This is a genomic window from Acidovorax sp. SRB_24 (genome assembly GCF_012931925.1).
The window spans coordinates 15,540-42,160 of sequence record NZ_MWOM01000033.1 but is presented as its reverse complement, the minus strand read 5'-3'; the positions used below and the strand labels follow the sequence as shown (position 1 = coordinate 42,160).

Sequence of the window (26,621 nt, the reverse complement as noted above, 5' to 3'; positions counted from 1 at the left end):
GCCGACCTGTTTGCGGCCGTGCCGGAACTGGTCAAGGCCCTGTAAACCCCGCCGCCACCCCCAGGGCATCCTTCGCGATGCCCTTTTTTGTATCTGGACAAGCCACGCACCCCGCAGGAGAGACCCATGAGCTATACCGCCCCCACCAAGGACATGCTGTTTGCCATCGAGCACCTGGCCCATATCGACCAGGTCGCGCAGATGCCCGGCTTTGAAGACGCGGGCCTCGACACCGCCCAGGCCGTGCTCGAAGAATGCGCCAAGTTCAACGAGGGCGTGCTCTCGCCGCTGAACTGGGAGGGGGACCAGAACCCGTCGAGCTTCCAGGCCGGCGCCGTCACCACCACGCCCGGTTTCAAGGACGCGTTCCGCCAGTACGCCGAAGCCGGCTGGCAAGGCCTGCAGCACCCGTCCGAGTTTGGCGGCCAGGGCCTGCCCAAGACCATCGGTGCGGCCTGCATCGAGATGTGCAACAGCGCCAACCTGAGCTTTGCACTGTGCCCGCTGCTGACCGACGGCGCCATCGAGGCCCTGCTTACGGCCGGCAGCGATGAACTCAAGGCCACCTACCTCGAAAAGCTGGTGACCGGCCAATGGACCGGCACCATGAACCTCACCGAGCCCCAGGCCGGCTCGGACCTGGCGCTGGTGCGCACGCGCGCCGAGCCGCAGCCCGATGGCCGCTACAAGGTCTTCGGCACCAAGATCTTCATCACCTACGGTGAGCACGACATGGCCGAGAACATCGTGCACCTGGTGCTGGCCCGCGTGCAGGGCGCCCCCGAGGGCGTCAAGGGCATCAGCCTGTTCGTCGTACCCAAGTTCCTGGTGAACCCCGATGGCAGCCTGGGCGCGCGCAACGATGCGCACTGCGTCAGCATCGAGCACAAGCTGGGCATCAAGGCCAGTCCCACGGCGGTGCTGCAGTTCGGCGACCACGGCGGCGCCGTGGGCTACCTGGTCGGCGAGGAGAACCGCGGGCTCGAATACATGTTCATCATGATGAACGCCGCGCGCTACGCCGTCGGTGTCCAGGGCATCGCGATTGCCGAGCGCGCGTACCAGAAGGCCGTGCAGTACGCGCGCGACCGCGTGCAAAGCCGCCCCGTCGACGGCAGCGTGCAGGGCAGCGCGACCATCATCCACCACCCCGACGTGCGCCGCATGCTCATGACCATGCGCGCCTACACCGAGGGCTGCCGCGCCATGGCCACCACGGCGGCGGCCGCCTACGACGCGGCGCACCACCACCCTGATGCCGAGGTGCGCAAGCAGAACGCCACGTTCTACGAATTCATGGTGCCGCTGGTCAAGGGCTACAGCACCGAGATGAGTATCGAAGTGACCAGCCTGGGCGTGCAGGTGCACGGCGGCATGGGCTTCATCGAGGAGACCGGCGCAGCGCAGTACTACCGCGACGCGCGCATCCTGACCATCTACGAAGGCACCACGGCCATCCAGGCCAACGATCTCGTGGGCCGCAAAACCGCGCGCGACGGCGGCCAGGCCGCGCGCGCCATTGCCGCGCAGATCGAGCAGACCGAAAGCCAGCTGGCCGCCAGCGGCACGGCCGCGGCCCAAGCCGTGGCCCAGCGCCTGCAGGCCGCGCGCCTGGCGTTTGTCGATGTGGTGGACTTCGTCGCCCGCCAGACCAAGACCGCGCCGAACGCCGTGTTCGCCGGCAGCGTGCCCTACCTCCTGCTGGCCGGCAACCTGGCGGCCGGCTGGCAGATGGCGCGTGCGCTGCTGGTGGCGCAGCAGCTGTTGCCCCAGGGACAGGACGAGGCCTTCCTGCGCGCCAAAATCGCCACGGCACAGTTCTATGCCGAGCACATCCTGGTCAAGGCCGGTGGCCTGCGCGACAGCATCGTGGACGGTGCCGGCAGCGTGGTGGCGCTGGAGCTGGACGCGTTTTGACGCCCAGGGCAGCCCGCATACGCGGGTTGTTGTGCTATTAATATATGAGCTTGCAGTGCTTGACCAGCAAGCGTTATAGGCCGATTTCATTCAAAATCATAAGGATCCGGAGACGCCATGTCCAAGCTGCCCCCCGTTTTGCAAAAGCTGTCGCTGCCCGTCATCGGCTCGCCGCTGTTCATCATCAGCAACCCGCAGCTCGTGATCGCGCAGTGCCAGGCGGGCATCGTCGGCGCGATGCCTTCACTCAACGCGCGACCGGCCGCGCAGCTCGACGACTGGCTGGCCGAGATCACCGAAACGCTGGCCGCCTACGACCGCGCGCACCCCGACGCGCCTGCGGCGCCGTTCGCCATCAACCAGATCGTGCACAAGAGCAATGACCGGCTCGACCACGACATGGAAGTCTGCGCCAAGTACAAGGTGCCGATCGTCATCACGTCCTTGGGCGCGCGCGAAGACGTGAATCAGGCCGTGCACAGCTGGGGCGGCATCGTGCTGCACGACATCATCAACAACAAGTTCGCGCGCAAGGCGATCGAGAAAGGCGCCGATGGCCTGATTGCTGTCGCCGCCGGCGCCGGCGGCCACGCGGGCGTGAAGAGCCCGTTCGCGCTGATCCAGGAAATCCGCCAGTGGTTCGACGGCCCGATCGCGCTCAGCGGCGCCATCGCCAGCGGCAACGCGATCCTGGCCGCGCAGGCCATGGGCGCCGACTTCGCCTACATCGGCTCGGCCTTCATCGCCACGCAAGAAGCGCGCGCCAGCGAGGCCTACAAGCAGGCCATCGTCAGCGGCAGTTCGGACGACATCGTCTACAGCAACCTGTTCACTGGCGTGCACGGCAACTACCTGGCGCCCTCGATCCGCGCCGCCGGCATGGACCCCGACAACCTGCCCGAGTCCGACCCGAGCAAAATGAACTTCGGCGGCGACGCCAAGAAGGCCTGGAAGGACATCTGGGGCTGCGGCCAGGGCATTGGCGCCGTGACCGAGGTCACCAGCGCTGCCGCGCTGGTCGAGCGGCTGCGCCGCGAGTACCTGGCCGCGCGCGCGCGCCTGGCGCTCTAGCGCGGCTGTGCCCGGCGCTGAAAAAGGCGCCACCCTGGCCTGCCCGACACAAAGGAACGGAACGCGGCACGGCGCTGCTTGATAAGCTCCATGCCCGTCAGTGGTATGTAAGTGGCTGCGCCGAAAGTATGGGCAGCCTTTATCGATCTTCAGGAGACACCACCATGAGTGCGCAACCGTCCGCCATCCAGTCCACATTGGTTGAAAACCGGGTTTTTCCGCCGTCTGAGGCCACCGTGAAGGCCGCCCGGATCTCGGGCATGGCGGCTTATGAGGCCTTGTGTGCGGAGGCCGAGCGCGACTTTGAAGGCTATTGGGCACGCCTCGCCCGCGAACAGCTGCAATGGAGCAAGCCGTTCACCCGCACGCTCGACGAGTCCAATGCACCGTTCTACCGCTGGTTTGACGACGGCGAGCTCAACGCTTCGGCCAACTGCCTCGACCGCCACATGGGCACGCCCACCGAGAACCAGACCGCCATCATCTTCGAAGGCGACGACGGCCAGGTCACGCGTGTGACCTACAAGGAGCTGCTGGCGCGCGTGGCGCAGTTTGCCAATGCGCTCAAGGCCCATGGCATTGCCAAGGGTGACCGCGTCCTGCTCTACATGCCCATGACCGTGGAAGGCGTGGTCGCCATGCAGGCCTGCGCCCGCATTGGCGCGACGCACAGCGTGGTGTTCGGCGGCTTCAGTGCCAAGGCCGTGCACGAGCGCATCCTGGACGTGGGGGCCGTGGCCGTCATCACGGCGAACTACCAGATGCGGGGCGGCAAGGAACTGCCGCTCAAGGCGATCATCGACGACGCGCTCGCCATGGGCGGCTGCGAAGCGGTGCGCAACGTGTTCGTCTATGAGCGCACACCCACCGCGTGCGCGATGCAGGCCGGCCGCGACAAGACTTTCGCGGAAGCACTGGCGGGCCAGAGCAGCGAGTGCGCGCCCGAGCCCGTGGGGGCCGAGCACCCGCTGTTCATCCTCTATACCTCGGGCTCCACCGGCAAGCCCAAGGGTGTACAGCACAGCACGGGCGGTTACCTGCTGTGGGCGAAGACCACGATGGAGTGGACTTTCGATATTCGCCCCAGCGACGTGTTCTGGTGCACTGCCGACATCGGCTGGATCACCGGCCACACCTATGTGGCCTACGGGCCGCTGGCCGCAGGCGCCACCCAGATCATCTTTGAAGGCATTCCGACGTTCCCCAACGCGGGCCGCTTCTGGCAAATGATCGAACGCCACCAGTGCACCGTGTTCTATACCGCGCCCACGGCCATCCGCTCGCTCATCAAGGCGGCCGAAGCCGACCCGGCCGTGCACCCGGCGAGCTCCGACTTGTCGAGCCTGCGCATTCTGGGCAGCGTGGGCGAACCCATCAACCCCGAAGCCTGGATGTGGTACTACAAAAACGTCGGCGGTGAGCGCTGCCCGGTGATCGATACCTTCTGGCAAACCGAGAACGGCGGCCATGTGATCACGCCGCTGCCGGGCGCCACGCCGCTGGTGCCGGGCAGCTGCACCCTGCCACTGCCCGGCATCATGGCCGCGGTGGTCGATGAAACCGGCAACGATCTGCCCAACGGCGCGGGCGGTATGCTCGTCATCAAGCGCCCCTGGCCGAGCATGATCCGCACGATCTGGGGCGACCCGGAGCGATTCAAGAAGAGCTACTTCCCCGAAGAGATGGGCGGCACCGTCTACCTGGCGGGCGACGGCGCCGTGCGCAGTCCCGACCGCGGCTACTTCCGCATCACGGGCCGCATCGACGACGTGCTCAATGTCTCGGGCCACCGCATGGGCACGATGGAGATCGAGTCCGCCCTGGTCGCCAAGACCGATCTGGTGGCCGAAGCCGCCGTGGTGGGGCGCCCCGACGACCTCACGGGCGAAGCGATCTGTGCCTTCGTGGTGCTCAAGCGCAGCCGCCCCACAGGCGAGGAGGCCAAGGCGATTGCGAAAGAACTGCGCGATTGGGTGGCCAAGGAAATCGGTCCCATTGCCAAGCCCAAGGACATCCGCTTTGGCGACAACCTGCCCAAGACGCGCAGCGGCAAGATCATGCGCCGGCTGCTGCGCAGCATTGCCAAGGGCGAGCAGATCACGCAAGACACTTCGACGCTGGAGAACCCGGCGATCCTGGAGCAGTTGTCGCAGGCCAATTGAGCCGTCGCACCCCACCAGGAGGCCGCCCTGCCGCAAGACAGGGCGGCTTTTTGTTGTGGGGAGCACAAGCGCGCTGGTGTAGGAGAGGGGCGGAAATCGCCGAGCTGCGTGCCGCGAGCCCGGCAAGTTGGGGTACAAGGGCGCTTGACCCCGAACACCCCGCGCGCCAAGCGCGCCCACCGCTGGAGCCCCGCCATGAACCTCAGAACCTTTTTCTTGCTGCTGACTGTGGCGGCCATTGCGCTGCTGGCGGCATTGAACTGGAACACGCTGGCGGCACCGTCGCCCGTGTCGCTGGGGCTGGTGTCGTTCACTGCACCATTGGGCTTGCTGATGCTGGGGTTGACCGTTTTGCTGGGCGTGTTCTTTGTGGCCTACGTGCTGTCGCTGCAAGGCACGGTGCTCATGGATGCACGCCGCCATGCCAAGGAGATGCAGGTGCAGCGCGAATTGGCGGACAAGGCGGAGGCTTCGCGTTTCACGGAATTGCGCCAGTACCTCGAAACGCACCACAGCCAAGCGCAATCGGCTTTGTGGGCCCGGCTCGATGCGCTCGACGCACGGATCGCAGCGCGCATGCTGGAATCCGACAACTCCACGGCTGCTTACGTGGGGCAGCTGGAGCAGCAGCTGCGCGCAAGGCGCGACCTCGGCTGAGCCCGGTGGAGTATCGGATGGCATAGCCACGCACCAAAAAAAGGGCCGCGTCCACACAAACTTGCGTGGACGCGGCCCGATGCGCCTTGGCACCCGCAGGGCGCCAAGTGCGGCTGGCAGCCTTACTTCTGTGCCAGCACCCAGTCGGCCAGCTTCTTGGCATCGGCTTCATTGACCTGGGGGTTCGCAGGCATGGGCACCGGGCCCCACACGCCCGAACCGCCCTTCATGATCTTGGCGGCCAGCTTGTCGGTGGCATCCTTCTGGCCGGCGTACTTGGCGGCCACGTCCTTGAAAGAAGGACCGACCAGCTTCTTGTCGACTGCATGGCAGGCCATGCAGTTTTTGGACGTTGCGAGGGCTTGGTCGGCCATGGCCGGGGCGGCCACCGACAGCGTCATGGCAAGAGTGATCAGGGTGCGTTTCATCATGGTTCTTTCCTGTGGTTGGGTTACAGTGCCTTGGACTTTAACGCGATTCGCACGGCTCCAGTTGACGAAGAGCAGAGGACGCAGAGACTGGCGAGGGCAAAGATATGTATATGTTGGGACTGGGGATCATTCTGGTGCTGCTGAAGTCGCTGCACATCGGCCCCCCCGCGGACTGGTCGTGGTGGTGGGTCGTGGCGCCGTTTGCACTGGCGGCCGCATGGTGGGCCTGGGCCGATGCCACTGGCTACACCAAGCGGCGCGCCATGGAAAAAATGGACAAGCGCAAGCGGGACCGCATTGACCGGCACAAGGATGCCCTGGGCATGCGGCCCCGCAAGCCGCGTTGACCGGCAAGATAGCGCCTTCGCCGGCCTCTCTGCAAAAGCGCCTGCGGCATGTTTGCCGCAGGCGCTTTCAGCCCACGCCCTGCGTCAATAGTTGTCCAGCACCGCACCCTTGCTGGCGCTGGCGGCGTTGAACGCGAACTTGGCCTGTACGCCGCGCGTATAGCGCGGGGCGGGGGCCTTCCAACCTGCCCGGCGTTGGGCGATCTCGGCCTCGGGAACGTTGAGCTCCAACACCAGCTGGTGTGCGTCGATGGTGATCGAGTCACCTTCCTCCACGAAGGCAATCGTGCCGCCGGCCGCCGCTTCGGGAGCGACGTGGCCCACCACCATGCCCCAGGTGCCGCCCGAGAACCGCCCGTCGGTGATCAGGCCGACGCTCTCGCCGAGGCCGGCGCCGATCAGCGCGCCCGTGGGTGCCAGCATCTCGGGCATGCCCGGGCCGCCCTTGGGGCCCAGGTAGCGCAGCACCATCACATCGCCGGCCACGATCTTGCCGTCGAGGATGGCTTGCAGGGCCGACTGTTCGTCGTCAAACACGCGCGCCGGGCCGGTGATCACCGGGTTCTTCAGCCCGGTGATCTTGGCGACCGCGCCTTCGGGGCTCAGGTTGCCCTTGAGGATGGCCAAGTGCCCTTGCGCGTACATGGGCTTGTCGATCGGACGGATCACGTTCTGGTCGGCGCGCGGCTGGTCGGGCACGTCTTTCAGCACTTCGGCGATGGTCTTGCCTTCGATGGTCAGGCAGTCGCCGTGCAGCAGGCCGGCGTTGAGCAGTACCTTCATGACCTGCGGAATGCCGCCGGCCTGGTGCAGGTCCACCGCGAGGTACTGGCCGCTGGGCTTCAAATCGCAGAGCACGGGCGTCTTCTGGCGCACGCGCTCGAAGTCGTCGATGCTCCATTCGACGCCCGCTGCGTGGGCAATGGCCAGGAAGTGCAGCACCGCGTTGGTCGAGCCTCCTGTGGCCATGATCACGGCGACGGCGTTTTCGATGCTCTTGCGCGTCACGATGTCGCGCGGCTTGATGTCTTTCTTGATCGCCTCGATCAGCACCTTGGCCGATTCCTTGGCCGAGTTCTGCTTCTCGTCGTGCGGGTTGGCCATGGTGCTGGAGTAGGGCAGGCTGATGCCCAGCGCCTCGAAGGCGCTCGACATGGTGTTGGCCGTGTACATGCCGCCGCAGCTGCCGGTGCCGGGAATGGCGCGCTTTTCGATCTCGTGCAGGTCGAAGTCGCTGAGCTTGCCGGCGGCGTTCTCGCCCACGGCCTCGAACACGCTGACGATGTTCAGGTCCTTGCCTTGGTAGCGGCCAGGCAGGATGGTGCCGCCGTACACGTAGATGGCGGGCACATTGGCGCGCAGCATGCCCATCAGGCCACCGGGCATGTTCTTGTCGCAGCCGCCGACCACCAGCACGCCGTCCATCCACTGGCCTTGTACGCAGGTCTCGATGCAGTCGCTGATGACCTCGCGGCTGACCAGGCTGTATTTCATGCCCTCGGTGCCCATGGCCATGCCGTCCGAAATGGTCGGCGTGCCGAACACCTGGGCGTTGCCGCCGGCTTCCTCGATGCCCTCGATGGCCGCGTCGGCGAGCCTTTGCAGGCCCGAGTTGCAGGGCGTGATGGTGCTGTGGCCGTTGGCCACGCCGACCATGGGCTTGGAGAAATCCGATTCCTCGTAACCCATGGCGTAGTACATGGAGCGGTTGGGCGCACGCGACTTGCCCTGGGTGATGTGGGCGCTGCGCTCGTTGATGGGCCGGATCGGGATGACTGTGCTGTCTGCCATGGGGTTTCCTGTCGGGGGTGGTTTTTCCAGCCACCAGTATGCGGTCATTGGCGCGGGCGATCCAATCCGTTCGAAGGTGCACATTAATATGCAGTGCATATGAGTGAGCCTCTGATTGATATGCGCGCCTGGAAGCAGTTTGCCGCTGTGGCGCAGGAGTTGCACTTTGGCCGTGCGGCCCAGCGCCTGCACATAACGCAGCCTCCGCTCACCCAGGCCATTGCCGGGCTGGAAAAAAAACTGGGCCTGCGCCTGTTCGACCGCAACAAGCGCAGCGTGCAGCTCACGGCCGCGGGCAGGGCGCTGCTGCCCCAGGTGCTGGACCTGCTGGAGCGTGCACAGCTGCTGCCCGGCCATGCGCGCGCCGCCGCCGCGGGCGAACTGGGGCGCCTGCGGCTGGCGTTTGTCTCGACCGTGGGCTTTGGTCCGCTGCCGCAGTGGGTGCGCGCCTTTCGCGCCGAACTGCCGGGGGTGCAGCTGGAATTGATCGAGGCCACGGGCGACGTGCAGCTCGAAGCCCTGCAGCGCGGTGACATCGATGCCGGGCTGCTGCTGCACGCGCCTGGGCAGGCGCCGCCCGCCCTGGAGCGCCTGCGCGTGGCCAGCGAACCCCTGGTGCTGGCGCTGCCCGAGCACCATGCGCTGGCCACGGGCGCGGCGCTGGACTGGCCCATGCTGCTGGACGAGCCCCTGGTGATCTTTCCGCGCCGCATCTTGGTCTCGCTGTACGACGCCATCGCTGCGCTCTACCATGCGGCAGGCCGCGAGCCCCGCGTCGCGCAGGAAGCCATCCAGATGCAGACCATCGTCAACCTGGTGTCGGCCGAGCTCGGCGTGGCCTGGGTGCCGGCCAGCGTGCGCCAGTTCCAGCGGCCCGGCGTGGTGTACCGCGAGGTGCCGGCTGATGCCGGCGTGCCGCATTGCGAAACCAGCCTGGTGTGGCGCGATGCGGCCCCCAGCGTGCCGGCTCTGGCGCGCTGGATCGACTTCGTGCGCGCAGCCCTCCCGGTTCCCTGACCCGCGCAGGGGCGGCTCAAGCCCGCGGGACGCTGCGTGCACAATCGCCCGCATGCTGATGTACCCCCATATCGATCCCGTTGCGCTGCAAATCGGCCCCCTGGCCATCCACTGGTATGGCCTGACCTACCTGGCTGCTTTTGGCCTCTTCATGTTTCTGGGGACGCGGCGCCTGCGCCACGCGCCCTTCGCCTCCCTCACCGGGCCGGGCGCCTGGACGCGCAAGGATGTGGAAGACATCCTGTTCCTTGGCGTGATGGGCGTGGTGGTCGGTGGCCGGCTGGGCTACTGCCTGTTCTACAAGCCCGGTTACTACGCCACGCACCCGCTGGAGATTTTTGCTATCTGGCAAGGCGGCATGAGTTTCCATGGGGGCCTGTTGGGCGTGATCGCTTCCATGGTCTGGTTTGCGCGCTCGCGCCAGCGGCCCTGGCTGCAGGTGGCCGACTTCGTGGCGCCCTGTGTGCCCACGGGCCTCGCGGCAGGGCGGGTGGGCAACTTCATCAACGGCGAGCTGTGGGGCCGCTTTGCAAGCCCCGACCTGCCCTGGGGCATGGTGTTTCCACAAAGCGGCTCGATGCTGCCGCGCCATCCCTCGCAGGTCTACCAGTTTCTGCTGGAAGGCCTGCTGCTGTTCGTGCTGCTGTGGCTGTATGCGCGGCGCGAGCGGCGCCAGGGCCAGGTGGCGGCGGCGTTTCTGTTCGGTTATGGCATCTTCCGTTTCATTGCCGAGTTCTTCCGCGAGCCCGACAGCTTCCTGGGCCTGTTGCCGCTGGGCATGAGCATGGGCCAGTGGCTGTGCCTGCCGATGATCGTCGCCGGGGTGGCCCTGTGGCTGTGGGCGCAGCGCCAGCCCGTGCGCTGAACTGAGGTCAAATAGGCCTCTGGCGCTTGCGTGGCAAGCGCTGACAGCTATCAAATGAGTAGTGGTCTGGCGGCGCAGGCCTGGCGTGGGGACGCAACCGCAGCCCACCCGGCGCCGCGCGGCGCGGTGGAGGCAGTGCTTTCCCCTATGGCGAGGGCCGTGCGGGCTTCCATAATTATGGGAAATTACAACGGAATCCATCCCGATAGCTCTCCCATCGCCCGCCTTTTCACCCTCATGCCCGTCCCGCCCGCCCCTCCTGTCGATTTCCGCTGCAACGCCCGCGCCCCCGCGGCCCGCTGACCTGGGCCATGCGCACCGTTCCCAACTCCCTGCACGACGAAGCCGCTGCACAGTTGCGGGAACAGATTTTTGCCGGTGCGCTGGTGCCGGGCAGCTTTCTGGACGAGGGCGCGCTGTGCGAGCGCCTGGCCATTTCGCGCACGCCGCTGCGCGAGGCGCTCAAGGTGCTGGTGGCCGAGGGCCTGCTGCGCCACGAGCCGCGCCGCGGCTGTTTTGTGGCCGAGGTGACCGAGCGCGACCTCGACGAAATCTTCCCCGTCATCGCCCTGCTCGAAGGGCGCGCCGCGCACGAGGCCACGCGCAATGCGGGCGAGGCCGACATGGCCGCGCTGCAGCTGCTGCACGAGCGCCTGCAGCAGCATGCGGCGGCGGGGCACATCGCGGGTTATTACGAGACCAACTTCGCCATCCACGAGGCCTTCATCGCGCTGGCCGGCAACCGCTGGCTGGCCCAGGTGATTGGCGACCTGCGCAAGATCCTCAAGCTCGCGCGCCTGCAGCAGCTGAGGGCCCCCGGCCGCCTCGAGCAAAGCCTGGCCGAGCACCTGGACATTTTTGCCGCGCTGCAGCGGCGCGACTGCGAGGGCGCTGAGGCCGCCATGCGCACCCACCTGCTGCGCCAGCGCGAGGCGCTGCGCAGCGTTGCCCGCCACCACTCGATACTGCTGCCATGAAAAACGCCCCCGACTGGCTTGCCCGCGGCATGGCCCGCCTTCTGCCTGCGCCGCCCGCAGACGCCACCCAGAGCGCAGCGCCAACCCAGCGTGCCAAGGCCGCCCCCGCGCCGCGCACCACGCACGAGCGCCTGCAGGCCACGCTGCGGCGCGCCCACGAAGCCCTGGCGCCGCGCGCGCTGCGCCGCGTGCTGGCCGATTTGCAGGCAGTCATCGGGCCGCGCACCAGCGAGCTCGAAGGAGGTCGCCGCGCACAGGCCGTGGCCGAGTGGTACGCGCAGGCCCAGCCCGAGGGACGCCGTGACCTGTGGCTGCTGATGTGCGAGCAGTTTGCCCCGGACGCCACGCGCTTTGCCTCGGCGCACGAGCGCTACGAGGCCGCCGCCGGCACCGCCGAAGAGGGCCAGGCCGAAATCGGCCTGCGCCGCGCGCTGGTGTCGCCGCGCACGCGGCTGCTGCAGCGCTTTGCGGTGTTTCCCGAAGGCATGCGCTTTCTGGTCGACCTGCGAGCCGAGCTGCTGCCCCACCTCAAGGGCGACAAGCGCCTGCTGGCGCTCGATGCGGAGCTGGAGCACCTGTTTTCGACCTGGTTCGACGTCGCCTTTCTGGAGCTGCGGCGCCTGTCCTGGGACTCACCGGCCTCGCTGCTCGAGAAGCTCATCAAGTACGAGGCCGTGCACGACATCCGCAGCTGGGCCGACCTGAAGAACCGCCTCGACAGCGACCGCCGCTGCTATGGCTTCTTCCATCCGCGCCTGCCGAGCGAACCGCTGATCTTTGTCGAGGTGGCGCTGGGGGACGGCATCTCCGGCAGCATCACGCCGCTGTTGGACGAAGCGGCGGCGCCCACCGACATCGCGCGCGCCACCACGGCCATCTTCTATTCGATCAGCAACACCCAGGCCGGGCTGCGCGGCGTGAGCTTTGGCGACTCGCTCATCAAGCACGTGGTCGATACCCTGCGCGCCGAGTTCCCGCGCCTGCGCACCTTCGCCACGCTCTCGCCGATCCCGGGCTTTCGCGCCTGGTTGGCCAAGAACGCCGGCGCCATGGTCGAGCGGCTGGGCGACAAGCCGCGTGCCGAACTGGGCCGCGCCGTGGGCGAGCCGCTGCAGGTCGCGCCCTTGCTGGCCGCGGCCGACCAAGCGGCGCAGCTGGACGCCAAATCGCCGGTGCGCCATTGGCTGATGCAGTGCGCCGCCCATTACCTGGCGCGCGAGCTGCCGGGCGGCAAGCCGGCCGACGCGGTGGCGCGCTTCCATTTGGGCAATGGCGCGCGCGTCGAGCGCCTGAACTGGGCGGGCGACCCGTCCGCCAAGGGCCACAAGCAGTCGTATGGCCTGATGGTCAATTACCTTTACGACCTCAAACGCACCGACAAGCACCGCGGCCTGCTCGCGCAGGGCCGCATCGCGGCCTCCAAGGACATCGAGAATCTGTGTGCCGATTGACCTGCGGCCCGACCATTTTTACAACGAGAGGAGACAAGCGATGGCAGAGCATTTGAATCGGCGTGGCATCTTGCGCAGTAGCGCCGCAGCGGGGCTGGCGCTGGCAACGGCCGGCAGTTGGGCGCAGGCCAGCGCCTGGCCGAGCAAACCGGTGACCCTGGTGGTGCCGTTTCCTGCCGGCGGCGGCACGGATGCGTTTGCGCGCCCGCTGGCAGCGCAATTTGCCAAGTCCACCGGCAAGACCCTGATCATCGACAACCGGGGGGGCGCCGGTGGCACCGTGGGCGCGAGCTTCGCCGCCAAGGGCGCGCCCGATGGCTACACGCTGTTCATGGGCGCCGTGCACCACGCCATTGCGCCCTCGATGTATCCCCGGCTCGACTACGACATCGAAAAGGACTTCGTTCCGCTGGCGCTGCTGGCCAACGTGCCCCAGGTCGTGGTGGTCAACCCCAAGGCCGTGCCGGTCGCCAACTTCCAGCAGTTCCTGGCCCACGTCAAGCGCAACCCCGCCAAGCTCAACTACGGCTCGGCCGGCGCCGGCACCTCGCACCACCTCGCGGGCGAGCTGTTCAAGCAGCAAAGCGGCACCTTCATCACGCACATTCCGTACCGCGGCGCGGGCCCGGCGCTGCAGGACCTGATTGCCGGCAACGTCGACATGATGTTCGACGGCCTGGGTTCGTCGGCCGCGCACATCAAGAGCGGGCGCATCAAGGCGCTGATGGTGTCGGGCGCCAAGCGCAACCCGGCCTTCCCCGACGTGCCCTGTGCCGCCGAGGTGGGCCTGCCCGACTACACCGTCACCACTTGGTACGGCCTGTGGGCGCCCAAGGGCACGCCCGCCGACGTGCAGGCGCGCATCGTCGAGGAAATCAAGCGCCTGGGCGCGTCCGACGAGCTCAAGGCCGTGTGGGCCAGCAACGGCGCCGACTACGGCGGCATGATGCAGCAGCAGTTTGCCGCCATGGTCAGCGGCGAAGTCAAGCGCTGGGCCCAGGTGGTCCAGGCCTCGGGCGCGAAACTCGAATAAGGCCCAGAGCAGAGAAAGGCATTGCATGTCCGGGGAAGTTGTCGCGGCGCGGGCCGCAGGGGCGGCGGGCGAGGCCGGGGTGGTGCGGGTCACGCTGCGCCACGAAGGCCGGCTCAATGCCATGTCGCGCGCCATGTGGCGCGAGCTGCGCGCGGTTTTCGAGCGCATCCAATGCAGCACCGAGGTGCGCTGCGTGCTGGTGGCAGGCGAGGGCGGGGCGTTCTGCGCGGGCGGCGACATCTCCGAGTACCCGGCCTTCCGCTTTGACGCAGCCGAGCTGCGCGATTTCCACGAAAACGACGTCTGGGGCGGCCTTGCGGCCATGCTCGACTGCGACGTGCCCATCGTCGCCGAGATTGCCGGTGCCTGCATGGGCGCGGGCGTCGAGATGGCCAGCTGCTGCGACCTCCGCATCGCGGCCCGCACGGCACGCTTTGGCGCGCCCATCGCCAAGCTGGGTTTTCCCATGGCGCCGCGCGAAGCGCAGCTGGTGGCCGGCGCGGTCGGCGAGCTCACCGCGCGTCAGATTCTGCTGGAAGCCGCGACCTTCAGCGCGGGCGACATGCTGGCGCGCGGGTTCCTCAGCCGGGTGGTGGACGGCGACCTGCTGGCCGCCGACGCGCTCGGCACGGCCTGCCGCATCGCCGCGCTGGCGCCCGGTGCGGCGCGCCTGAACAAGCAGACGCTTCGGGCACTGAAAACGCCTCAAACGCCCGTCGGGTCTGCGCAATCAGCTATTGAAAGCATAGTAAATTCCGCGGCGATCGATCCCTATGCCTACGCCGACGGTGCCGAGCACCGTGAAGGCATCACCGCATTCCTGGCCAAACGTTCCCCTGTCTTTTGAATCCCATGACTTTCCAGAACCTGTTCACGGCCCTGCGCGCCGCTTTCCCATCCGACCTGGACCAGACCGCCGTGGAGACCACGGCGCCCGATGGCCAGACCCTGCGGTACAGCTGGCGCGACCTCGAACATGCCAGCGCGCGCATCGCCAACCTGCTGGCGTCGCTGCAGCTGCCCGAAGGCAGCCGCGTGGCCGTGCAGGTCGAGAAATCGGTCGAGGCCATGGTGCTGTACTTGGCGACGCTGCGCGCGGGCTATGTCTTCCTGCCGCTCAACACGGCCTACCAGAGCGGCGAGATCGAATACTTCGTCGGCAACGCCGAGCCCGCCGTGGTGGTGTGCACGCCAGGCAACTTCGGCTGGGTGTCGAAAATCGCGTTCAGGGCCGGCACGCAGCAGGTGTTCACGCTCGGCGATGACCGCACGGGCAGCCTGCTCGAACGCGCGGCGCACCACGGCGACACGCATGAGCCCGCCGCCAAGGGCGCAGACGACCTGGCCGCCATCCTCTACACCAGCGGCACCACCGGCCGCAGCAAGGGCGCCATGCTCACGCACGGCAACCTGCTCTCGAACGCCCTGGTGCTCAAGGACTACTGGGGCTGGACGGCTACCGGAGGGCCTGAAGGTCGTGGCGATGTGCTCATCCACGCGCTGCCGATCTTCCACGTGCATGGCCTGTTCGTGGCGATCCACGCCGCGCTGCTCAATGGCAGCAAGATGATCTGGATGGCGAAGTTCGATCCCAAGGCCGTGCTCGCCGCGATGCCGCGCGCCACCGTGTTCATGGGCGTGCCGACGCTGTACGTGCGCCTGCTGGCCGAGCCGGGGCTCACCAAAGAAGCCGCGAAGAACATGCGCCTGTTCATCGCGGGCTCGGCCCCGCTGCTGATCGAGACTTTCACCGCATGGCAGCAGCGCACGGGCCACACCATCCTTGAGCGCTACGGCATGAGCGAGACCATCATGCTCACCTCCAACCCCTACCGCGCCGATGCACGCCACGGCGGCCAGAGCGAGCGGCGCGGCAGCACCGTGGGCTTTCCGCTGCCCGGCGTCGGCCTGCGCGTGGTGGACGACGCGAACCGGGCGCTGCCCGTGGGCGAGATCGGCAACATCCAGGTCCAGGGCCCCAACGTGTTCAAGGGCTACTGGCGCATGCCGGAGAAGACGGCCGAAGAGTTCACGGCCGATGGCTGGTTCAAGACCGGCGACGTGGGCCAGGTGGATGAGCGCGGCTACGTGAGCATCGTCGGTCGCAGCAAGGACCTGATCATCAGCGGCGGCTACAACGTCTACCCGGCCGAGATCGAGTCCGCCATCAACGAGCTGCCCGGCGTGGCCGAAAGCGCGGTGGTGGGCGTGCCCCACCCGGATTTTGGCGAGGTCGGCGTGGCGGTGGTGATCGCCCGGCCGGGCGCGCAGCCCGAGGGCGAGGCCATCCTGGCCGCCCTCAAGGCGCAGCTGGCCAACTTCAAGATTCCCAAGCGCTGCTTCGTCGCCACCGAGCTGCCGCGCAACGCCATGGGCAAGGTGCAGAAGAACCTGCTGCGCGCGCAGTACGAGAAACTGTTCGCCTGACACCGCACCCACAAAAAAGCACGCACCGACCTTGTTCCGGTGCGTGCTTCACTATTTATAGCTTCTAGCGCTTGCTGTGCAAGCGCTAGGGCCTTGGCTCTTAACGGAGAACCAGCACAGGAATGTGCGAATGGGTCAGCACATGCTGCGTCTCGCTGCCCAGCAGCAGGCGCTTGAGGCCCTTGCGGCCATGCGAGGCCATCACGATCAAGTCGCAATTGTGCTTTTTGGCGGCAGAGATCACGGCCTCGGCCACCAGGTCGGATTTTGCCACCACGGGCTTCACCACCACACCCTGGGCGCCGCCCTCGGCCTTGACGCCATTGACCAGCGTCTGGGCCGCATCGCCCCACTGTTTTTCAATCCGCTTGATATCGTCTGCATCCGTGGGCAGGCCGCCTTCGAAATAGCTGCGCGGGTAGCGTGGCACGACTTTGAGGGCAACAACGGTGGCGCCGGAAAGTGCCGCCAGAGACAGGCCGCTTTCCACGGCTTTCTCGGACAGGGGGGATCCGTCGGTGGCGATCAAAATGCGCTTGTACATGCTTGGCTCCTTTTTTGCAAAATGTAAGCTTACGGCAGCGGGGTGTATTTCAGGATTGATACATATCAAGCAGTATGGCATGCAGAAGCGGTAAGCTTGAGCCATGTCAACGATTTCCAACGCTCTGCTTTCCTCGGCAGACAGCGTTTCTGACACCGCGCAAGAAGCTTCCAGCGCCCGTGTGACCGACGCGCTTTTGGACGATCCGCAGGAGTGGGCGTCCTTCGGGCGGCCGTGTTCCGAGGCGCGCCCGCAGAGCCTGCATGCCGGTGCGTGGGAATCGCACTTGGTGATTGGCGGCATGCACTGCGCCGCCTGCGCCCTGACCATTGAAGAGGCCCTGCGTGCCGTGCCCGGCGTGGCCCAGGCCGACGTCAGCGCCGCCACACAGCGCGCGCGCGTGGTCTGGCAGCCCGGACAGGTGCTGCCGTCGCATTGGCTGGCGGCGGTGCGCCGCGCCGGCTACAGCGCTCTGCCGGCCATGGATGCACTCGCGCGCGAGCAGCGCCTGCGCGAGCACCGCCGCGCGCTGTGGCGCTGGCTGGTGTCGGGTTTTTGCATGATGCAGGTCATGATGTACGCGTGGCCGGCCTATGTGGCCTTGCCTGGTGACCTGACGCTGGAGATGGAAACCTTGCTGCGCTGGGCTTCCTGGGTGATCTCGCTGCCGGTGGTGTTGTTCGCCTGCGGCCCGTTCTTCTCCAGTGCCCTGCGCGACATCCGCCAGCGCCGCGTCAGCATGGACCTGCCCGTGGCCCTGGGCATGGGCATCACGTTCGTGGTCAGCACGATCGGGACGTTCGACCCGGCAGGCCTCTTTGGCCGCGAAGTCTTCTACGACTCGCTGACCATGTTTGTCTTCTTCCTGCTCACCGGGCGCTGGTTGGAGTTGCGCCTGCGCGACCGCACGGCGGGCTCGCTGGAGGCGCTCATGAACCGCCTTCCCGACAGCGTGGAGCGGCGTGCCACCGGCGGGCATTTCGAGCGCGTGTCGGTGCGCCGTCTGGTGGTGGGCGACACCGTGCGCGTGCTGCCCGGCGAGGCATTTCCGGCCGACGGCTGCATCACCCGAGGCCACACCCTGGCCGACGAGGCCTTGCTCACGGGCGAGTCGACGCCCGTGGCGCGTCCCGAAGGCAGCAGCGTGATCGCGGGCAGCTACAACCTGCAGGCGGCCGTGGAGGTGCGCGTGCAGGGCACAGGCCAGAGCACGCGTTTTGCCCAGATCGTGGCGCTGATGGAGAGCGCGTCGCTGCAAAAGCCGCGCCTGGCCCAGCTGGCCGACCGCGTCGCGCGCCCCTTCCTGGTGCTGGTGCTGCTGGCGGCCCTGCTGGCGGCCGTGTGGTGGTGGCCCACCGATCCGGGCCATGCGCTCATGGTGGCCGTGTCGGTGCTGATCGTGACCTGCCCGTGTGCCCTGTCACTGGCCACGCCGGTCGCCATGCTGTCTGCTGCCGGAACGCTGGCGCGCCACGGTGTGCTGGTGCGCAATTTGCAAGGCCTGGAGGCGCTGGCCGAAGTCGACACCCTGGTGTTCGACAAGACCGGCACGCTCACGCGCGACGGCATGGTGGTGCGCGGCGTGCAGGCGCCGGGCCTGTTGTCTGCCGCCGATGCCACGGCCTTGGCGGCCACGCTGGCAGGCCAGTCCTTGCACCCTGTCTCGCGTGCCCTGGTGGCCGCCGCACAGGGCCAGGCCGGGGCTGCGGTGGCGCGCTGGCGCATTGCGCAGCTGCAGGAAACCGCAGGCCATGGGCTTACTGCCTGGCTGCAGGACGGGGACGGCGTTCTGCCCCCGGGGCGTCTGCTGCTGGGGTCGCCCCGCCATACCCGGCAGCGTGCCGCGCAGCACGCCACGGCGCAGCAGGTGGTGCTGGCCTGGCAAGGCGAGGGTGCCGAGCCTGTGGAGCTGGCGCGCTTCGATTTGAGCGAAGACCTGCGCCCCGAGGCCGCGGCTGCGGTGCAGGCGCTGCGCCAGGCAGGCGTCGCGGTGCAGCTGCTGTCGGGTGACCGTCCCCTGGCCGCCGCGCGCATTGCCACCCAGGCCGGCATCGACCAATGGCAGGGCGACTGCACGCCGCAGGACAAGCTCGAGACGCTGCAGGCATTGCAGGCACGCGGGCAGCGCGTGGCGATGGTGGGCGATGGCCTCAACGACGGTCCGGTGCTGGCGGGCGCGCATGTGTCGTTTGCCTTTGGCCGTTCCGTGCCCTTGGCCCAGTCGCGCTCCGATTTTGTCGTACTCGGTGGCGATCTGGCGCTGATTGCACAGTCGCTGCTGCTGGCACGGAACACCCTGCGCGTGGTGCGCCAGAATTTGTGGTGGGCTGCGGGTTACAACGCGCTGGGCGTGCCCCTGGCGATTGCCGGGTACATGCCGGCTTGGTTGGCGGGCCTGGGCATGGCGCTCAGTTCGCTGCTGGTCGTGCTCAATGCGGCGCGGCTGTCGCGGGCCCTTCCCGCATTGAGCCAAGGCGCGGGCAGCATCGTGGCGTCCGCTGCGCCGGCGCCTGTCGCTGCTGTGGCGGCCTGAGGTCTGGAGCTTCCCGATGGACATTCTTTATCTTCTGATCCCGCTGTCGGTGGTGCTCGTGTTGCTGATCATCCTCGGCCTCTGGTGGGCCGTGTACCGGGGACAGTTTGAGAACGTAGAGCAAGAAGGCGAACGCATTCTTCGGGACAATTGACCTCGGTCAAATCCCCTGCAGTCAATCCGGTTAATACTTTCGCTGAAATCAAGAGGTGCCCGATGGATATTCCAAAAAAAGCAGATGCTGCGCACTACAACGACACGGTCGTGCGGCAGTTTTCGATCATGGCCGTGGTATGGGGGGTGGTGGGGATGCTGGTGGGCGTGTTCATCGCTGCCCAACTGGCCTGGCCTGAACTCAACTTCGGCATACCCTGGCTGAGCTACGGTCGCCTGCGGCCCCTGCACACCAACGCGGTGATTTTTGCGTTCGGGGGCAGTGCGCTCATCGGAACGAGCTACTACGTGGTGCAGCGCACCTGCCAGGTGCGACTGTTTGCGGGCCCGCTGGCGGCCTTCACGTTCTGGGGCTGGCAATTGGTCATCGTGGCCGCCGCGATCAGCCTGCCGCTGGGCTACACCAGCGGCAAGGAATACGCCGAACTCGAATGGCCGATCGACATCCTGATCGCGTTGGTCTGGGTGGCCTATGCCATCGTCTTCTTCGGCACGGTGGGCATGCGCAAGGTGCGCCACATCTATGTGGCCAACTGGTTTTATGGCGCCTTCATCTTGGCGATTGCGCTGCTGCATATCGTCAACAGCGCGGCCATTCCCGCAGGCTTCATGAAGAGCTACTCGGCCTATGCCGGTGTGCAGGACGCCATGGTGCAGTGGTGGTACGGCCACAACGCCGTGGGCTTCTTCCTGACCGCAGGCTTCCTGGGCATGATGTACTACTTCATCCCGAAGCAGGCAGGCCGTCCGGTCTACAGCTACCGCCTGTCCATCGTCCACTTCTGGGCGCTGATCTTCACTTACATGTGGGCTGGCCCGCACCACCTGCACTACACCGCGCTGCCCGACTGGACGCAATCGGTGGGCATGGTGTTCTCGCTGGTGCTGCTGGCGCCCAGCTGGGGCGGCATGATCAACGGCGTCATGACGCTGTCGGGGGCCTGGCACAAGCTGCGCGACGACCCCATCCTGCGCTTCCTGATCGTGTCGCTGTCGTTCTACGGCATGGCCACGTTCGAGGGCCCGATGATGTCCATCAAGACCGTCAACGCGCTGAGCCACTACACCGACTGGACCGTGGGCCACGTGCACGCCGGTGCGCTGGGCTGGGTGGGCCTGATCACCATGGGTTCGCTCTACTACCTCGTGCCGCGCCTGTTCGGCAAGGAAAAAATGCATTCCATCAAGGCCATCGAACTGCATTTCTGGCTGGCGACCATCGGCATCGTGCTGTACATCGCCGCGATGTGGATCGCCGGCGTGATGCAGGGCCTGATGTGGCGCGCAGTGAATGCCGACGGCACGCTCACCTACACCTTCGTCGAAAGCGTGAAGGCCACTTATCCGTTCTACGTGATCCGCTTTGCGGGCGGCATTCTCTACCTGGCGGGCATGTTGATCATGGCCTGGAACGTCTGGGTGACTGCCATTTCGGGCCGTTCGGTCACCGTGGCCATTCCCGCCATCAAGCCGGCGCACGCCTGAGATCCGAGGAATTCCTTCATGTCACAACACAACAACAAACCCTCGACCGGTTTCACCCACGAGAAGGTGGAAACCAACAACTTCCTGATGATCGTGCTGATCATTCTGGTGATTGCCGTGGGCGGCCTGGTCGAGATCGTGCCGCTGTTCTTCCAGAAATCCACCACCGAGGCGGTCAAGGGCGTCGAGCCCTACGCGCCGCTGCAGCTGGTGGGGCGCGACATCTATTTGCGCGAGGGTTGCTACAACTGCCATTCGCAAATGATCCGCCCGTTCCGTGCCGAAACGCTGCGCTATGGCCACTATTCGGTGGCCGGTGAATTCGTCTACGACCACCCGTTCCAGTGGGGCAGCAAGCGCACCGGGCCCGATCTGCACCGTGTGGGCGGCAAGTACAGCGACGAGTGGCATCGCATCCACCTGAACAACCCCCGCGACGTGGTGCCAGAGTCGAACATGCCGGCTTATCCATGGCTTGAAAAGAACGCGGTGGACGCCGCCGACGTGGCGCCGCGCATGCGGGCCTTGCGCACCGTGGGCGTTCCTTACACCGACGCACAGATCACGGCCGCCGCCGACGAGGTCAAGGGCAAGACGGAAATGGACGCACTGGTGGCCTACCTGCAGGTCATGGGCCGCGCGCTCAAGTAACGGAGGGTCTGAACATGGACATCACCACCATGCGCGTGGTTGTCACGCTGGCATCGTTTGCCTGCTTCGCCGGCATCTGGGTGTGGGCGTATTCACGGCGCAACCGCGACCGGTTTGACGAGGCCGCCCAGCTTCCCTTCGAACAAGATTGATCCTCACCAGAACGAGAACATCCAATGAGTGACTTCACCAGCAATTTCTGGTCGGTTTATGTGGCCGGGCTGACGCTTCTGAGCATCCTGGCCTGCCTGCTCCTGCTCTGGCTGACGGCCCGCAAGAAAATCGTCTCCGCCAGCGACAACACGACAGGCCACGTCTGGGACGAGGACCTGACCGAGATGAACAACCCCATGCCACGTTGGTGGATGTGGATGTTTGTCCTGACCATCGTCTTTGCGTTTGGCTATCTGGCCGCATACCCCGGGTTGGGCAAGTTTGCCGGCCAGCTGGGCTGGTCCACACAGTCCGAATACAACGCCGAAGTGGCCAAGGCCAATGCCGAGCTCGAGCCGCTGTATGCCCGCTTTGCCTCTATGAAGCCCGAAGACAGGGCGCGCGATCCGCAGGCCATGGCCATCGGCGAGCGTCTGTTCATGAACAACTGTGCGCAGTGCCACGGCTCGGATGCACGCGGCAGCAAGGGCTTTCCCAACCTGGCCGACACGGACTGGCTGCACGGTGGCTCGCCCGAGAAGATCCGCGAAACCCTCGAAAAGGGCCGTGTCGGCAACATGCCGCCCATGGCCGCCGCGGTGGGCACACCCGAAGACGTGCGCAACCTCTCGCACTATGTGCTGAGCCTGTCTGGCAGCCCGCACGATTCGTTGCGTGCGTCGCTGGGCAAGCCCAAGTTTGCTGCCTGCGCGGCCTGCCATGGTATGGACGGCAAGGGCAACCAGGCGCTAGGTGCCCCTAACCTGACCGATGATGTCTGGCTGCACGGCTGGGGCGAAGCCGCCATCACGGCCATCATCAACAACGGCAAGGTCAACGAAATGCCGGCCCAGGCAGGCAAGCTGACCGAAGCGCAGCTGGACGTGCTCACCTCGTATGTGTGGGGTTTGTCAAACCAGCCTGGAGCCGCAGTCCGGTAACCTGGCCGTGTGTCGAGGATGGCGCTGTGCGCCATCCGCTTGGCGCTCACGCGCCATTACCTTTTTGAAGATCGCTGCCCCATGAATGCCCCTCACGGGAAACCACGCAAGGTTATCCCGATTGCCCCAGTCGCCTCCGAACCCTTGGCCGAAGGCGAAATCGTGTCGCTTTATGAGGCGCAGAAGAAGATTTACCCGCGCTCCATCAGCGGGTTTTTTGCGCGCTGGCGCTGGGTCATGGTGTTTGTCACGCAGCTCGTGTTCTACGGACTGCCGTGGCTTGAATGGGGACAGCGCCAGATGGTGCTGTTTGACCTTGGGGCGCGGCGTTTCTATATCTTCGGGTTGGTCCTGTACCCGCAGGACTTCATCTACCTGACAGGGCTGTTGATTATCTCGGCCCTGTCGCTGTTCCTGTTCACGGCGGTGGCGGGGCGGCTGTGGTGCGGTTTTGCTTGTCCGCAGACGGTCTACACCGAAATCTTCATGTGGATCGAGCACAAGGTCGAGGGAGACCGCAGCGCACGCCTGCGCCTCGACGCCAGCGGTTGGACGTTCGAAAAGATCTGGAAAAAGACGGTCAAGCAAAGCCTGTGGATTGCCGTGTCCGCCTGGACAGGCTTCACCTTCGTCGGCTACTTCGTTCCCATCCGCGAGCTGGGTGCCGAACTGATGGCTTGGCAAGGGACATGGCAGATCTTCTGGGTCATCTTCTACGGCTTTGCCACCTACGGCAACGCCGGCTTCCTGCGCGAACAGGTCTGCAAGTACATGTGTCCGTATGCGCGCTTCCAGAGCGCCATGTTCGACAAGGACACGCTCATCGTCACCTACGATGAGGCCCGCGGCGAACCCCGAGGTCCCCGCACCAAAGCCGTAGATTACAAGGCCAAGGGCTTGGGCGACTGCATCGATTGCACGCTGTGCGTGCAGGTGTGTCCTGTCGGCATCGACATCCGCGACGGGCTACAGTACGAATGCATTGGCTGCGGCCTGTGCGTGGACGCCTGCAACACGGTGATGGACAAGATGCACTACCCACGCGGCTTGATTCGTTTTTCGACCCAGAATGGCGTTGCCAGGGGCTGGGGGCAGTCGCAGATCCTGCGCCGCGTGATGCGCCCGCGCGTGCTTCTCTACACGGGGGTGCTGGTGGCCCTGTGCGTGGGCATGCTCGCCAGCCTCGTGATGCGCACGCCCCTGAAGGTCGACGTGGTGCGTGACCGCGCCGCGCTGTCGCGCATCGTGGCAGGCGGCAAGCTGGAGAACATTTACCGGTTGCAGATCATGAATGCCACCGAGCAGCCGCAGCGTTACCGCGTGGGCGCCCGGGGCCTGGAAGGGCTGGAGGTGGTGTCTGATCCGGAGCTGGAGATCGATGCGGCGCAGTCGCGCTGGGTCGCCGTGCGATTGCAGATTCCTTACGGCTCGGCGCAGCCTGGGTCGCACCCGGTGCAGTTTGACATCGAAGCGCTGGGAACTGCAGCGCTGGTGACCGAAAAATCGGTTTTCCTGGTGCCCCGTTGAGCTGCCCATGGGGCCGTTCTGTTCTCTACACAGGAGTATTTTGATGAGCTCACCAAGCGAAAAAGCTTCGGCGCCTCAGCCTCGGCCATGGTGGAAATATGGTTTCGTCTGGCTGGTGATTGCAGGCCCGGCGGTGGTCGTGGTCGCAGGTTTTTACACCCTCTGGCTGGCAGTGCGTTCGCCCGACCCGGTGCTCAGCGAGGACTACTACCGCCAGGGCATAGAGATCAACAAGACGCTCGAAGCGCCGCACAAGAGCCTCGCACCGGCCTTGAAAGGCCGCAACCATGCGGCCACGCCGCCCCAAGACCAGCCTCTGCATTGAAAGGCAACGGCGGCCCCATTTTTTGGTGACAATGGTTGCGGTAAGTCAGTTGTCCAAAAAATATACCAAGGAGATATCGCTGATGTGGAGCCAACGCCTGATGTGGATTGCATGGCCCGCCTTTTTGCTGGCGGGCGTGACTGAAATGCTGGTTTTTGCGATGGTCGATCCCGAGGATTTGCACTGGTTTGGCCAGCCACTGGCACTCTCACGCCAGGGTGTTTACACCCTGGCGTTTTTTGTCTTCTGGCTCATCACGATGGCTTCCAGCGCGCTGACGACCTTGCTCGCCATATCGCCGTTCGAGCTCAACCGATGCCCTGTGCTTCCTGGCGATCGGCCGGAAGACTGCCGCAAAACCCCGGGCTGCGCTTGAGCCACCGGTTGTCGCAGAGGCTGCGGCGGCATCACCGCAGGCCTGTGGCGCGCCGGAGTTCCGGGTGGGGCTGCTGGGTCTGGGATTTTTGGAAAAGTTGTCAAACATGATTGCTCATGCCTCCACGGCGTTCAGCACCTGCGATTTCTGCGATGCCCACAAGGCCGATGACAGTGGCGGATTCCGCGTGCTGCCACCGGTTTTCAAAGCTTTCGGGGGCATGGCTGCATTTGCTGGACCGGTGACCACCGTGAAATGCTATGAAGACAACACCGTTGTGAAGGCGGCAGTGGAGTCTGCGGGCGAAGGCCGTGTCCTGGTCGTCGATGGGGCAGGGTCCCTGCGCCGCGCACTGGTCGGCGGCAACCTGGCCGCTGCGGCGGCCCGCAACGGGTGGGCCGGTCTGGTGGTCGACGGCTGCGTGCGCGATGTGGCCGAACTCAATGCCTGCGCTGTGGGCATCCGCGCCTTGGGACTGGTGCCTTTGCCCACGGACCGGCGCGGCCAGGGCCAGCGCGACGTGGCGGTGCAAATTCAGGGCGTTTGGGTGCACCCCGGAGATTGGCTGTATGCCGACGCCGACGGCATGGTTGTGGCCACACGCGCGCTGAACTGAGCGCGCAGGGCCGGCAGGCCGGCGCTCGCGAGGCGGCGCGTGGCCGCATTGTCCAATGCAGCCCATTGCCCAGAAGTTCCTAGAAATTCTGTGCCGTGTCCGTTTCCACGTGGCGGGTCGGCCCCGTGGGAAGGGTGGCCAGCAGCACGCTGACCAAGGCAACGCAAAACGCCAGCCACTGCATGGGCAAGAGGGTTTCGCCCAGCACCACCACGCCGACCAGCGTGGCACTGACGGGGAGCAGCACTGTGAACACGCCACCTTGCGCCGCGGGCACCGACCGCAGTCCGGTCATCCAGAGCCAGACCGTCCACATGCAGGCCGCCAGCGCATAGAAAAGCAGCAAAAGCCAGGTGCTCCAACCCACGCCGGCAAAGTCGAAATCCCAGGCGATATACAGCCCCAGGGGGGTTGACAGCGCCAGCCCCCACAGGTTGATGAGCGAGGTGATGCGCCGGGGCCCCAGCGATCCCGTGAGCTTCTTGCCAATCACCGAATACGCCGCTTCGCACACCACGGCGCCGACCAGAAGCCATTGGCCCAGCCAGACCTGGTTTGGGGTGTTTTCTGCCCCCAGCCCTTGACTGGTAATCGCTAAATGCTCTTGTTTTGAGAGTGAAAACAAGGCGATGCCTGCCACGGCGCAGGCGACAGCGGACCATGTTCTGGGGGGCACCCTTTCGCGCAGGAAGAGCCAGCTCATGAGCGCGACCGCCGCCGGGATGGCGGACATGATGACGCCCGCCGACACGGCGCTGGTCAGCTTGACGCCGTAGATCATGCACACGGTGAACAAGAAGTTGCCCAGAAAGGATTCAAGGAAAAGCAGCCACCGTGTGCGCGGTGCCATCGGCGGCTCATGGTGCGGTTTCTTGAGCCAATGCAGCATCGCCAGCGCCCCGATGCCAAAGCGCATCCATGCCAGCAGGAACACCGGCAGCACGGCTGCCAGCGGCTTGGACAGTGCAACATAGCTGCCCACCAGCGCCATGCTCAAGGCCAGACAGGCATAGGCCACGGGGCGGCTCGGTGGGGCGGTGCTGGGCATCGGGAAAATCCAAAGGGGGTGGCGCATCATGCCCGATGGCAGGGGGGGTGAGCAGAGCAGTTTTGCATCGCGTCATAAAGATTTTGCAATATGAAAATATGG

The 26,621-nt window shown here is 65.9% G+C and carries 26 protein-coding genes; 22 read left to right on the top strand and 4 right to left on the bottom strand.

Annotated elements, in window-relative coordinates; all coding sequences use genetic code 11:
- The first annotated feature begins 126 nt into the window (after window positions 1-126).
- From B2J89_RS12745 to B2J89_RS12730, 4 genes are all read left to right on the top strand, one after another.
- The gene (locus tag B2J89_RS12745) at window positions 127-1,917 is read left to right on the top strand and encodes an acyl-CoA dehydrogenase (RefSeq protein ID WP_169169462.1); all 1,791 of its coding nucleotides are present in this window, start codon (window positions 127-129) and stop codon (window positions 1,915-1,917) included.
- A gap of 117 nt (window positions 1,918-2,034) precedes the next feature.
- Window positions 2,035-2,988, top strand: coding sequence for a nitronate monooxygenase family protein (locus tag B2J89_RS12740; RefSeq protein ID WP_169169461.1), 954 nt, complete (start codon window positions 2,035-2,037; stop codon window positions 2,986-2,988).
- Between the two features lie 164 nt (window positions 2,989-3,152).
- A complete protein-coding gene (gene acs, locus B2J89_RS12735) occupies window positions 3,153-5,150 on the top strand; it encodes an acetate--CoA ligase (protein WP_169169460.1) in 1,998 nt (665 codons plus the stop codon).
- A 195-nt stretch (window positions 5,151-5,345) separates the two neighbouring features.
- Entirely contained in the window at window positions 5,346-5,807 is a 462-nt protein-coding gene (locus B2J89_RS12730; protein ID WP_169169459.1) for a LapA family protein, read from the top strand.
- 122 nt (window positions 5,808-5,929) lie between these two features.
- Here B2J89_RS12730 and B2J89_RS12725 read toward each other — a convergent pair whose 3' ends face one another.
- A complete protein-coding gene (locus B2J89_RS12725) occupies window positions 5,930-6,235 on the bottom strand; it encodes a c-type cytochrome (protein ID WP_169169467.1) in 306 nt (101 codons plus the stop codon).
- A gap of 107 nt (window positions 6,236-6,342) precedes the next feature.
- Here B2J89_RS12725 and B2J89_RS12720 point away from each other — a divergent pair, with 107 nt between their 5' ends.
- The gene (locus B2J89_RS12720) at window positions 6,343-6,585 is read left to right on the top strand and encodes a TIGR04438 family Trp-rich protein (protein WP_169169458.1); all 243 of its coding nucleotides are present in this window, start codon (window positions 6,343-6,345) and stop codon (window positions 6,583-6,585) included.
- An 84-nt stretch (window positions 6,586-6,669) separates the two neighbouring features.
- Here B2J89_RS12720 and ilvD read toward each other — a convergent pair whose 3' ends face one another.
- Window positions 6,670-8,376, bottom strand: coding sequence for a dihydroxy-acid dehydratase (ilvD, locus tag B2J89_RS12715; RefSeq protein ID WP_169169457.1), 1,707 nt, complete (start codon window positions 8,374-8,376; stop codon window positions 6,670-6,672).
- 99 nt (window positions 8,377-8,475) lie between these two features.
- Here ilvD and B2J89_RS12710 point away from each other — a divergent pair, with 99 nt between their 5' ends.
- From B2J89_RS12710 to B2J89_RS12680, 7 genes are all read left to right on the top strand, one after another.
- Complete coding sequence (locus B2J89_RS12710; protein WP_169169456.1) at window positions 8,476-9,393, top strand: LysR family transcriptional regulator; 918 nt, start codon at window positions 8,476-8,478, stop codon at window positions 9,391-9,393.
- Between the two features lie 52 nt (window positions 9,394-9,445).
- Window positions 9,446-10,258 (top strand): prolipoprotein diacylglyceryl transferase, encoded by an 813-nt coding sequence (gene lgt, locus B2J89_RS12705; RefSeq protein WP_169169455.1) that lies wholly within the window; start codon window positions 9,446-9,448, stop codon window positions 10,256-10,258.
- 311 nt (window positions 10,259-10,569) lie between these two features.
- Window positions 10,570-11,235 (top strand): GntR family transcriptional regulator, encoded by a 666-nt coding sequence (locus B2J89_RS12700; RefSeq protein WP_169169454.1) that lies wholly within the window; start codon window positions 10,570-10,572, stop codon window positions 11,233-11,235.
- The gene (locus B2J89_RS12695) at window positions 11,232-12,686 is read left to right on the top strand and encodes a malonyl-CoA decarboxylase (RefSeq protein WP_169169453.1); all 1,455 of its coding nucleotides are present in this window, start codon (window positions 11,232-11,234) and stop codon (window positions 12,684-12,686) included. The genes B2J89_RS12700 and B2J89_RS12695 overlap by 4 nt, the downstream gene beginning before the upstream one ends.
- Window positions 12,687-12,726: 40 nt before the next feature.
- Window positions 12,727-13,719 (top strand): tripartite tricarboxylate transporter substrate binding protein, encoded by a 993-nt coding sequence (locus B2J89_RS12690; protein WP_169169452.1) that lies wholly within the window; start codon window positions 12,727-12,729, stop codon window positions 13,717-13,719.
- A 25-nt stretch (window positions 13,720-13,744) separates the two neighbouring features.
- The gene (locus B2J89_RS12685; protein ID WP_169169451.1) at window positions 13,745-14,566 is read left to right on the top strand and encodes an enoyl-CoA hydratase/isomerase family protein; all 822 of its coding nucleotides are present in this window, start codon (window positions 13,745-13,747) and stop codon (window positions 14,564-14,566) included.
- Window positions 14,567-14,571: 5 nt separating this feature from the next.
- Window positions 14,572-16,146: a malonyl-CoA synthase gene (locus tag B2J89_RS12680; RefSeq protein ID WP_169169450.1), complete on the top strand. Its 1,575-nt coding sequence runs from the start codon at window positions 14,572-14,574 to the stop codon at window positions 16,144-16,146.
- A 100-nt stretch (window positions 16,147-16,246) separates the two neighbouring features.
- Here B2J89_RS12680 and B2J89_RS12675 read toward each other — a convergent pair whose 3' ends face one another.
- Window positions 16,247-16,690, bottom strand: a complete 444-nt coding sequence (locus B2J89_RS12675) for a universal stress protein (RefSeq protein ID WP_169169466.1) — start codon at window positions 16,688-16,690, stop codon at window positions 16,247-16,249.
- 103 nt (window positions 16,691-16,793) lie between these two features.
- Here B2J89_RS12675 and B2J89_RS12670 point away from each other — a divergent pair, with 103 nt between their 5' ends.
- The 10 genes from B2J89_RS12670 (at window position 16,794) to rraA (ending at window position 25,471) form a co-directional block, all read left to right on the top strand.
- A complete protein-coding gene (locus tag B2J89_RS12670; protein WP_169169449.1) occupies window positions 16,794-19,223 on the top strand; it encodes a cation-translocating P-type ATPase in 2,430 nt (809 codons plus the stop codon).
- A gap of 16 nt (window positions 19,224-19,239) precedes the next feature.
- Window positions 19,240-19,377: a cbb3-type cytochrome oxidase assembly protein CcoS gene (ccoS, locus tag B2J89_RS12665; RefSeq protein ID WP_169169448.1), complete on the top strand. Its 138-nt coding sequence runs from the start codon at window positions 19,240-19,242 to the stop codon at window positions 19,375-19,377.
- Window positions 19,378-19,439: 62 nt separating this feature from the next.
- Entirely contained in the window at window positions 19,440-20,882 is a 1,443-nt protein-coding gene (ccoN, locus tag B2J89_RS12660; RefSeq protein ID WP_169169447.1) for a cytochrome-c oxidase, cbb3-type subunit I, read from the top strand.
- An 18-nt stretch (window positions 20,883-20,900) separates the two neighbouring features.
- The gene (gene ccoO, locus B2J89_RS12655; protein ID WP_169169446.1) at window positions 20,901-21,533 is read left to right on the top strand and encodes a cytochrome-c oxidase, cbb3-type subunit II; all 633 of its coding nucleotides are present in this window, start codon (window positions 20,901-20,903) and stop codon (window positions 21,531-21,533) included.
- A 14-nt stretch (window positions 21,534-21,547) separates the two neighbouring features.
- Complete coding sequence (locus B2J89_RS12650) at window positions 21,548-21,685, top strand: cbb3-type cytochrome c oxidase subunit 3 (RefSeq protein WP_169169445.1); 138 nt, start codon at window positions 21,548-21,550, stop codon at window positions 21,683-21,685.
- Between the two features lie 24 nt (window positions 21,686-21,709).
- Window positions 21,710-22,627 carry a cytochrome-c oxidase, cbb3-type subunit III gene (ccoP, locus tag B2J89_RS12645; RefSeq protein ID WP_169169444.1) on the top strand — a complete coding sequence of 306 codons (918 nt, stop codon included), beginning with the start codon at window positions 21,710-21,712 and terminating at the stop codon, window positions 22,625-22,627.
- Between the two features lie 81 nt (window positions 22,628-22,708).
- Window positions 22,709-24,154 (top strand): cytochrome c oxidase accessory protein CcoG, encoded by a 1,446-nt coding sequence (gene ccoG, locus B2J89_RS12640; RefSeq protein ID WP_169169443.1) that lies wholly within the window; start codon window positions 22,709-22,711, stop codon window positions 24,152-24,154.
- A gap of 43 nt (window positions 24,155-24,197) precedes the next feature.
- Window positions 24,198-24,479, top strand: coding sequence for a FixH family protein (locus tag B2J89_RS12635; RefSeq protein WP_169169442.1), 282 nt, complete (start codon window positions 24,198-24,200; stop codon window positions 24,477-24,479).
- An 82-nt stretch (window positions 24,480-24,561) separates the two neighbouring features.
- Window positions 24,562-24,855 carry a hypothetical protein gene (locus B2J89_RS12630; protein ID WP_169169465.1) on the top strand — a complete coding sequence of 98 codons (294 nt, stop codon included), beginning with the start codon at window positions 24,562-24,564 and terminating at the stop codon, window positions 24,853-24,855.
- Window positions 24,856-24,961: 106 nt separating this feature from the next.
- Window positions 24,962-25,471 carry a ribonuclease E activity regulator RraA gene (gene rraA, locus B2J89_RS12625; protein ID WP_169169464.1) on the top strand — a complete coding sequence of 170 codons (510 nt, stop codon included), beginning with the start codon at window positions 24,962-24,964 and terminating at the stop codon, window positions 25,469-25,471.
- A gap of 79 nt (window positions 25,472-25,550) precedes the next feature.
- On the opposite strand, the gene B2J89_RS12620 is transcribed toward rraA, so the two are convergent.
- Window positions 25,551-26,519: a DMT family transporter gene (locus B2J89_RS12620; protein ID WP_240965010.1), complete on the bottom strand. Its 969-nt coding sequence runs from the start codon at window positions 26,517-26,519 to the stop codon at window positions 25,551-25,553.
- Window positions 26,520-26,621 lie beyond the last annotated feature (102 nt).

Coding starts and splice junctions, on each gene's coding strand:
- rraA (WP_169169464.1), top strand. CDS start 24,962: ATGATTGCTCATGCCTCCACGGCGTTCAGCACCTGCGATTTCTGCGAT.
- ilvD (WP_169169457.1), bottom strand. CDS start 8,376: ATGGCAGACAGCACAGTCATCCCGATCCGGCCCATCAACGAGCGCAGC.
- B2J89_RS12685 (WP_169169451.1), top strand. CDS start 13,745: ATGTCCGGGGAAGTTGTCGCGGCGCGGGCCGCAGGGGCGGCGGGCGAG.
- B2J89_RS12670 (WP_169169449.1), top strand. CDS start 16,794: ATGTCAACGATTTCCAACGCTCTGCTTTCCTCGGCAGACAGCGTTTCT.
- ccoG (WP_169169443.1), top strand. CDS start 22,709: ATGAATGCCCCTCACGGGAAACCACGCAAGGTTATCCCGATTGCCCCA.
- B2J89_RS12630 (WP_169169465.1), top strand. CDS start 24,562: ATGTGGAGCCAACGCCTGATGTGGATTGCATGGCCCGCCTTTTTGCTG.
- ccoS (WP_169169448.1), top strand. CDS start 19,240: ATGGACATTCTTTATCTTCTGATCCCGCTGTCGGTGGTGCTCGTGTTG.
- B2J89_RS12620 (WP_240965010.1), bottom strand. CDS start 26,519: ATGCCCAGCACCGCCCCACCGAGCCGCCCCGTGGCCTATGCCTGTCTG.
- B2J89_RS12740 (WP_169169461.1), top strand. CDS start 2,035: ATGTCCAAGCTGCCCCCCGTTTTGCAAAAGCTGTCGCTGCCCGTCATC.
- ccoN (WP_169169447.1), top strand. CDS start 19,440: ATGGATATTCCAAAAAAAGCAGATGCTGCGCACTACAACGACACGGTC.
- ccoO (WP_169169446.1), top strand. CDS start 20,901: ATGTCACAACACAACAACAAACCCTCGACCGGTTTCACCCACGAGAAG.
- B2J89_RS12675 (WP_169169466.1), bottom strand. CDS start 16,690: ATGTACAAGCGCATTTTGATCGCCACCGACGGATCCCCCCTGTCCGAG.
- B2J89_RS12730 (WP_169169459.1), top strand. CDS start 5,346: ATGAACCTCAGAACCTTTTTCTTGCTGCTGACTGTGGCGGCCATTGCG.
- B2J89_RS12635 (WP_169169442.1), top strand. CDS start 24,198: ATGAGCTCACCAAGCGAAAAAGCTTCGGCGCCTCAGCCTCGGCCATGG.
- B2J89_RS12695 (WP_169169453.1), top strand. CDS start 11,232: ATGAAAAACGCCCCCGACTGGCTTGCCCGCGGCATGGCCCGCCTTCTG.
- B2J89_RS12745 (WP_169169462.1), top strand. CDS start 127: ATGAGCTATACCGCCCCCACCAAGGACATGCTGTTTGCCATCGAGCAC.
- B2J89_RS12725 (WP_169169467.1), bottom strand. CDS start 6,235: ATGAAACGCACCCTGATCACTCTTGCCATGACGCTGTCGGTGGCCGCC.
- B2J89_RS12690 (WP_169169452.1), top strand. CDS start 12,727: ATGGCAGAGCATTTGAATCGGCGTGGCATCTTGCGCAGTAGCGCCGCA.
- lgt (WP_169169455.1), top strand. CDS start 9,446: ATGCTGATGTACCCCCATATCGATCCCGTTGCGCTGCAAATCGGCCCC.
- B2J89_RS12710 (WP_169169456.1), top strand. CDS start 8,476: ATGAGTGAGCCTCTGATTGATATGCGCGCCTGGAAGCAGTTTGCCGCT.
- B2J89_RS12680 (WP_169169450.1), top strand. CDS start 14,572: ATGACTTTCCAGAACCTGTTCACGGCCCTGCGCGCCGCTTTCCCATCC.
- B2J89_RS12720 (WP_169169458.1), top strand. CDS start 6,343: ATGTATATGTTGGGACTGGGGATCATTCTGGTGCTGCTGAAGTCGCTG.
- B2J89_RS12650 (WP_169169445.1), top strand. CDS start 21,548: ATGGACATCACCACCATGCGCGTGGTTGTCACGCTGGCATCGTTTGCC.
- B2J89_RS12700 (WP_169169454.1), top strand. CDS start 10,570: ATGCGCACCGTTCCCAACTCCCTGCACGACGAAGCCGCTGCACAGTTG.
- acs (WP_169169460.1), top strand. CDS start 3,153: ATGAGTGCGCAACCGTCCGCCATCCAGTCCACATTGGTTGAAAACCGG.
- ccoP (WP_169169444.1), top strand. CDS start 21,710: ATGAGTGACTTCACCAGCAATTTCTGGTCGGTTTATGTGGCCGGGCTG.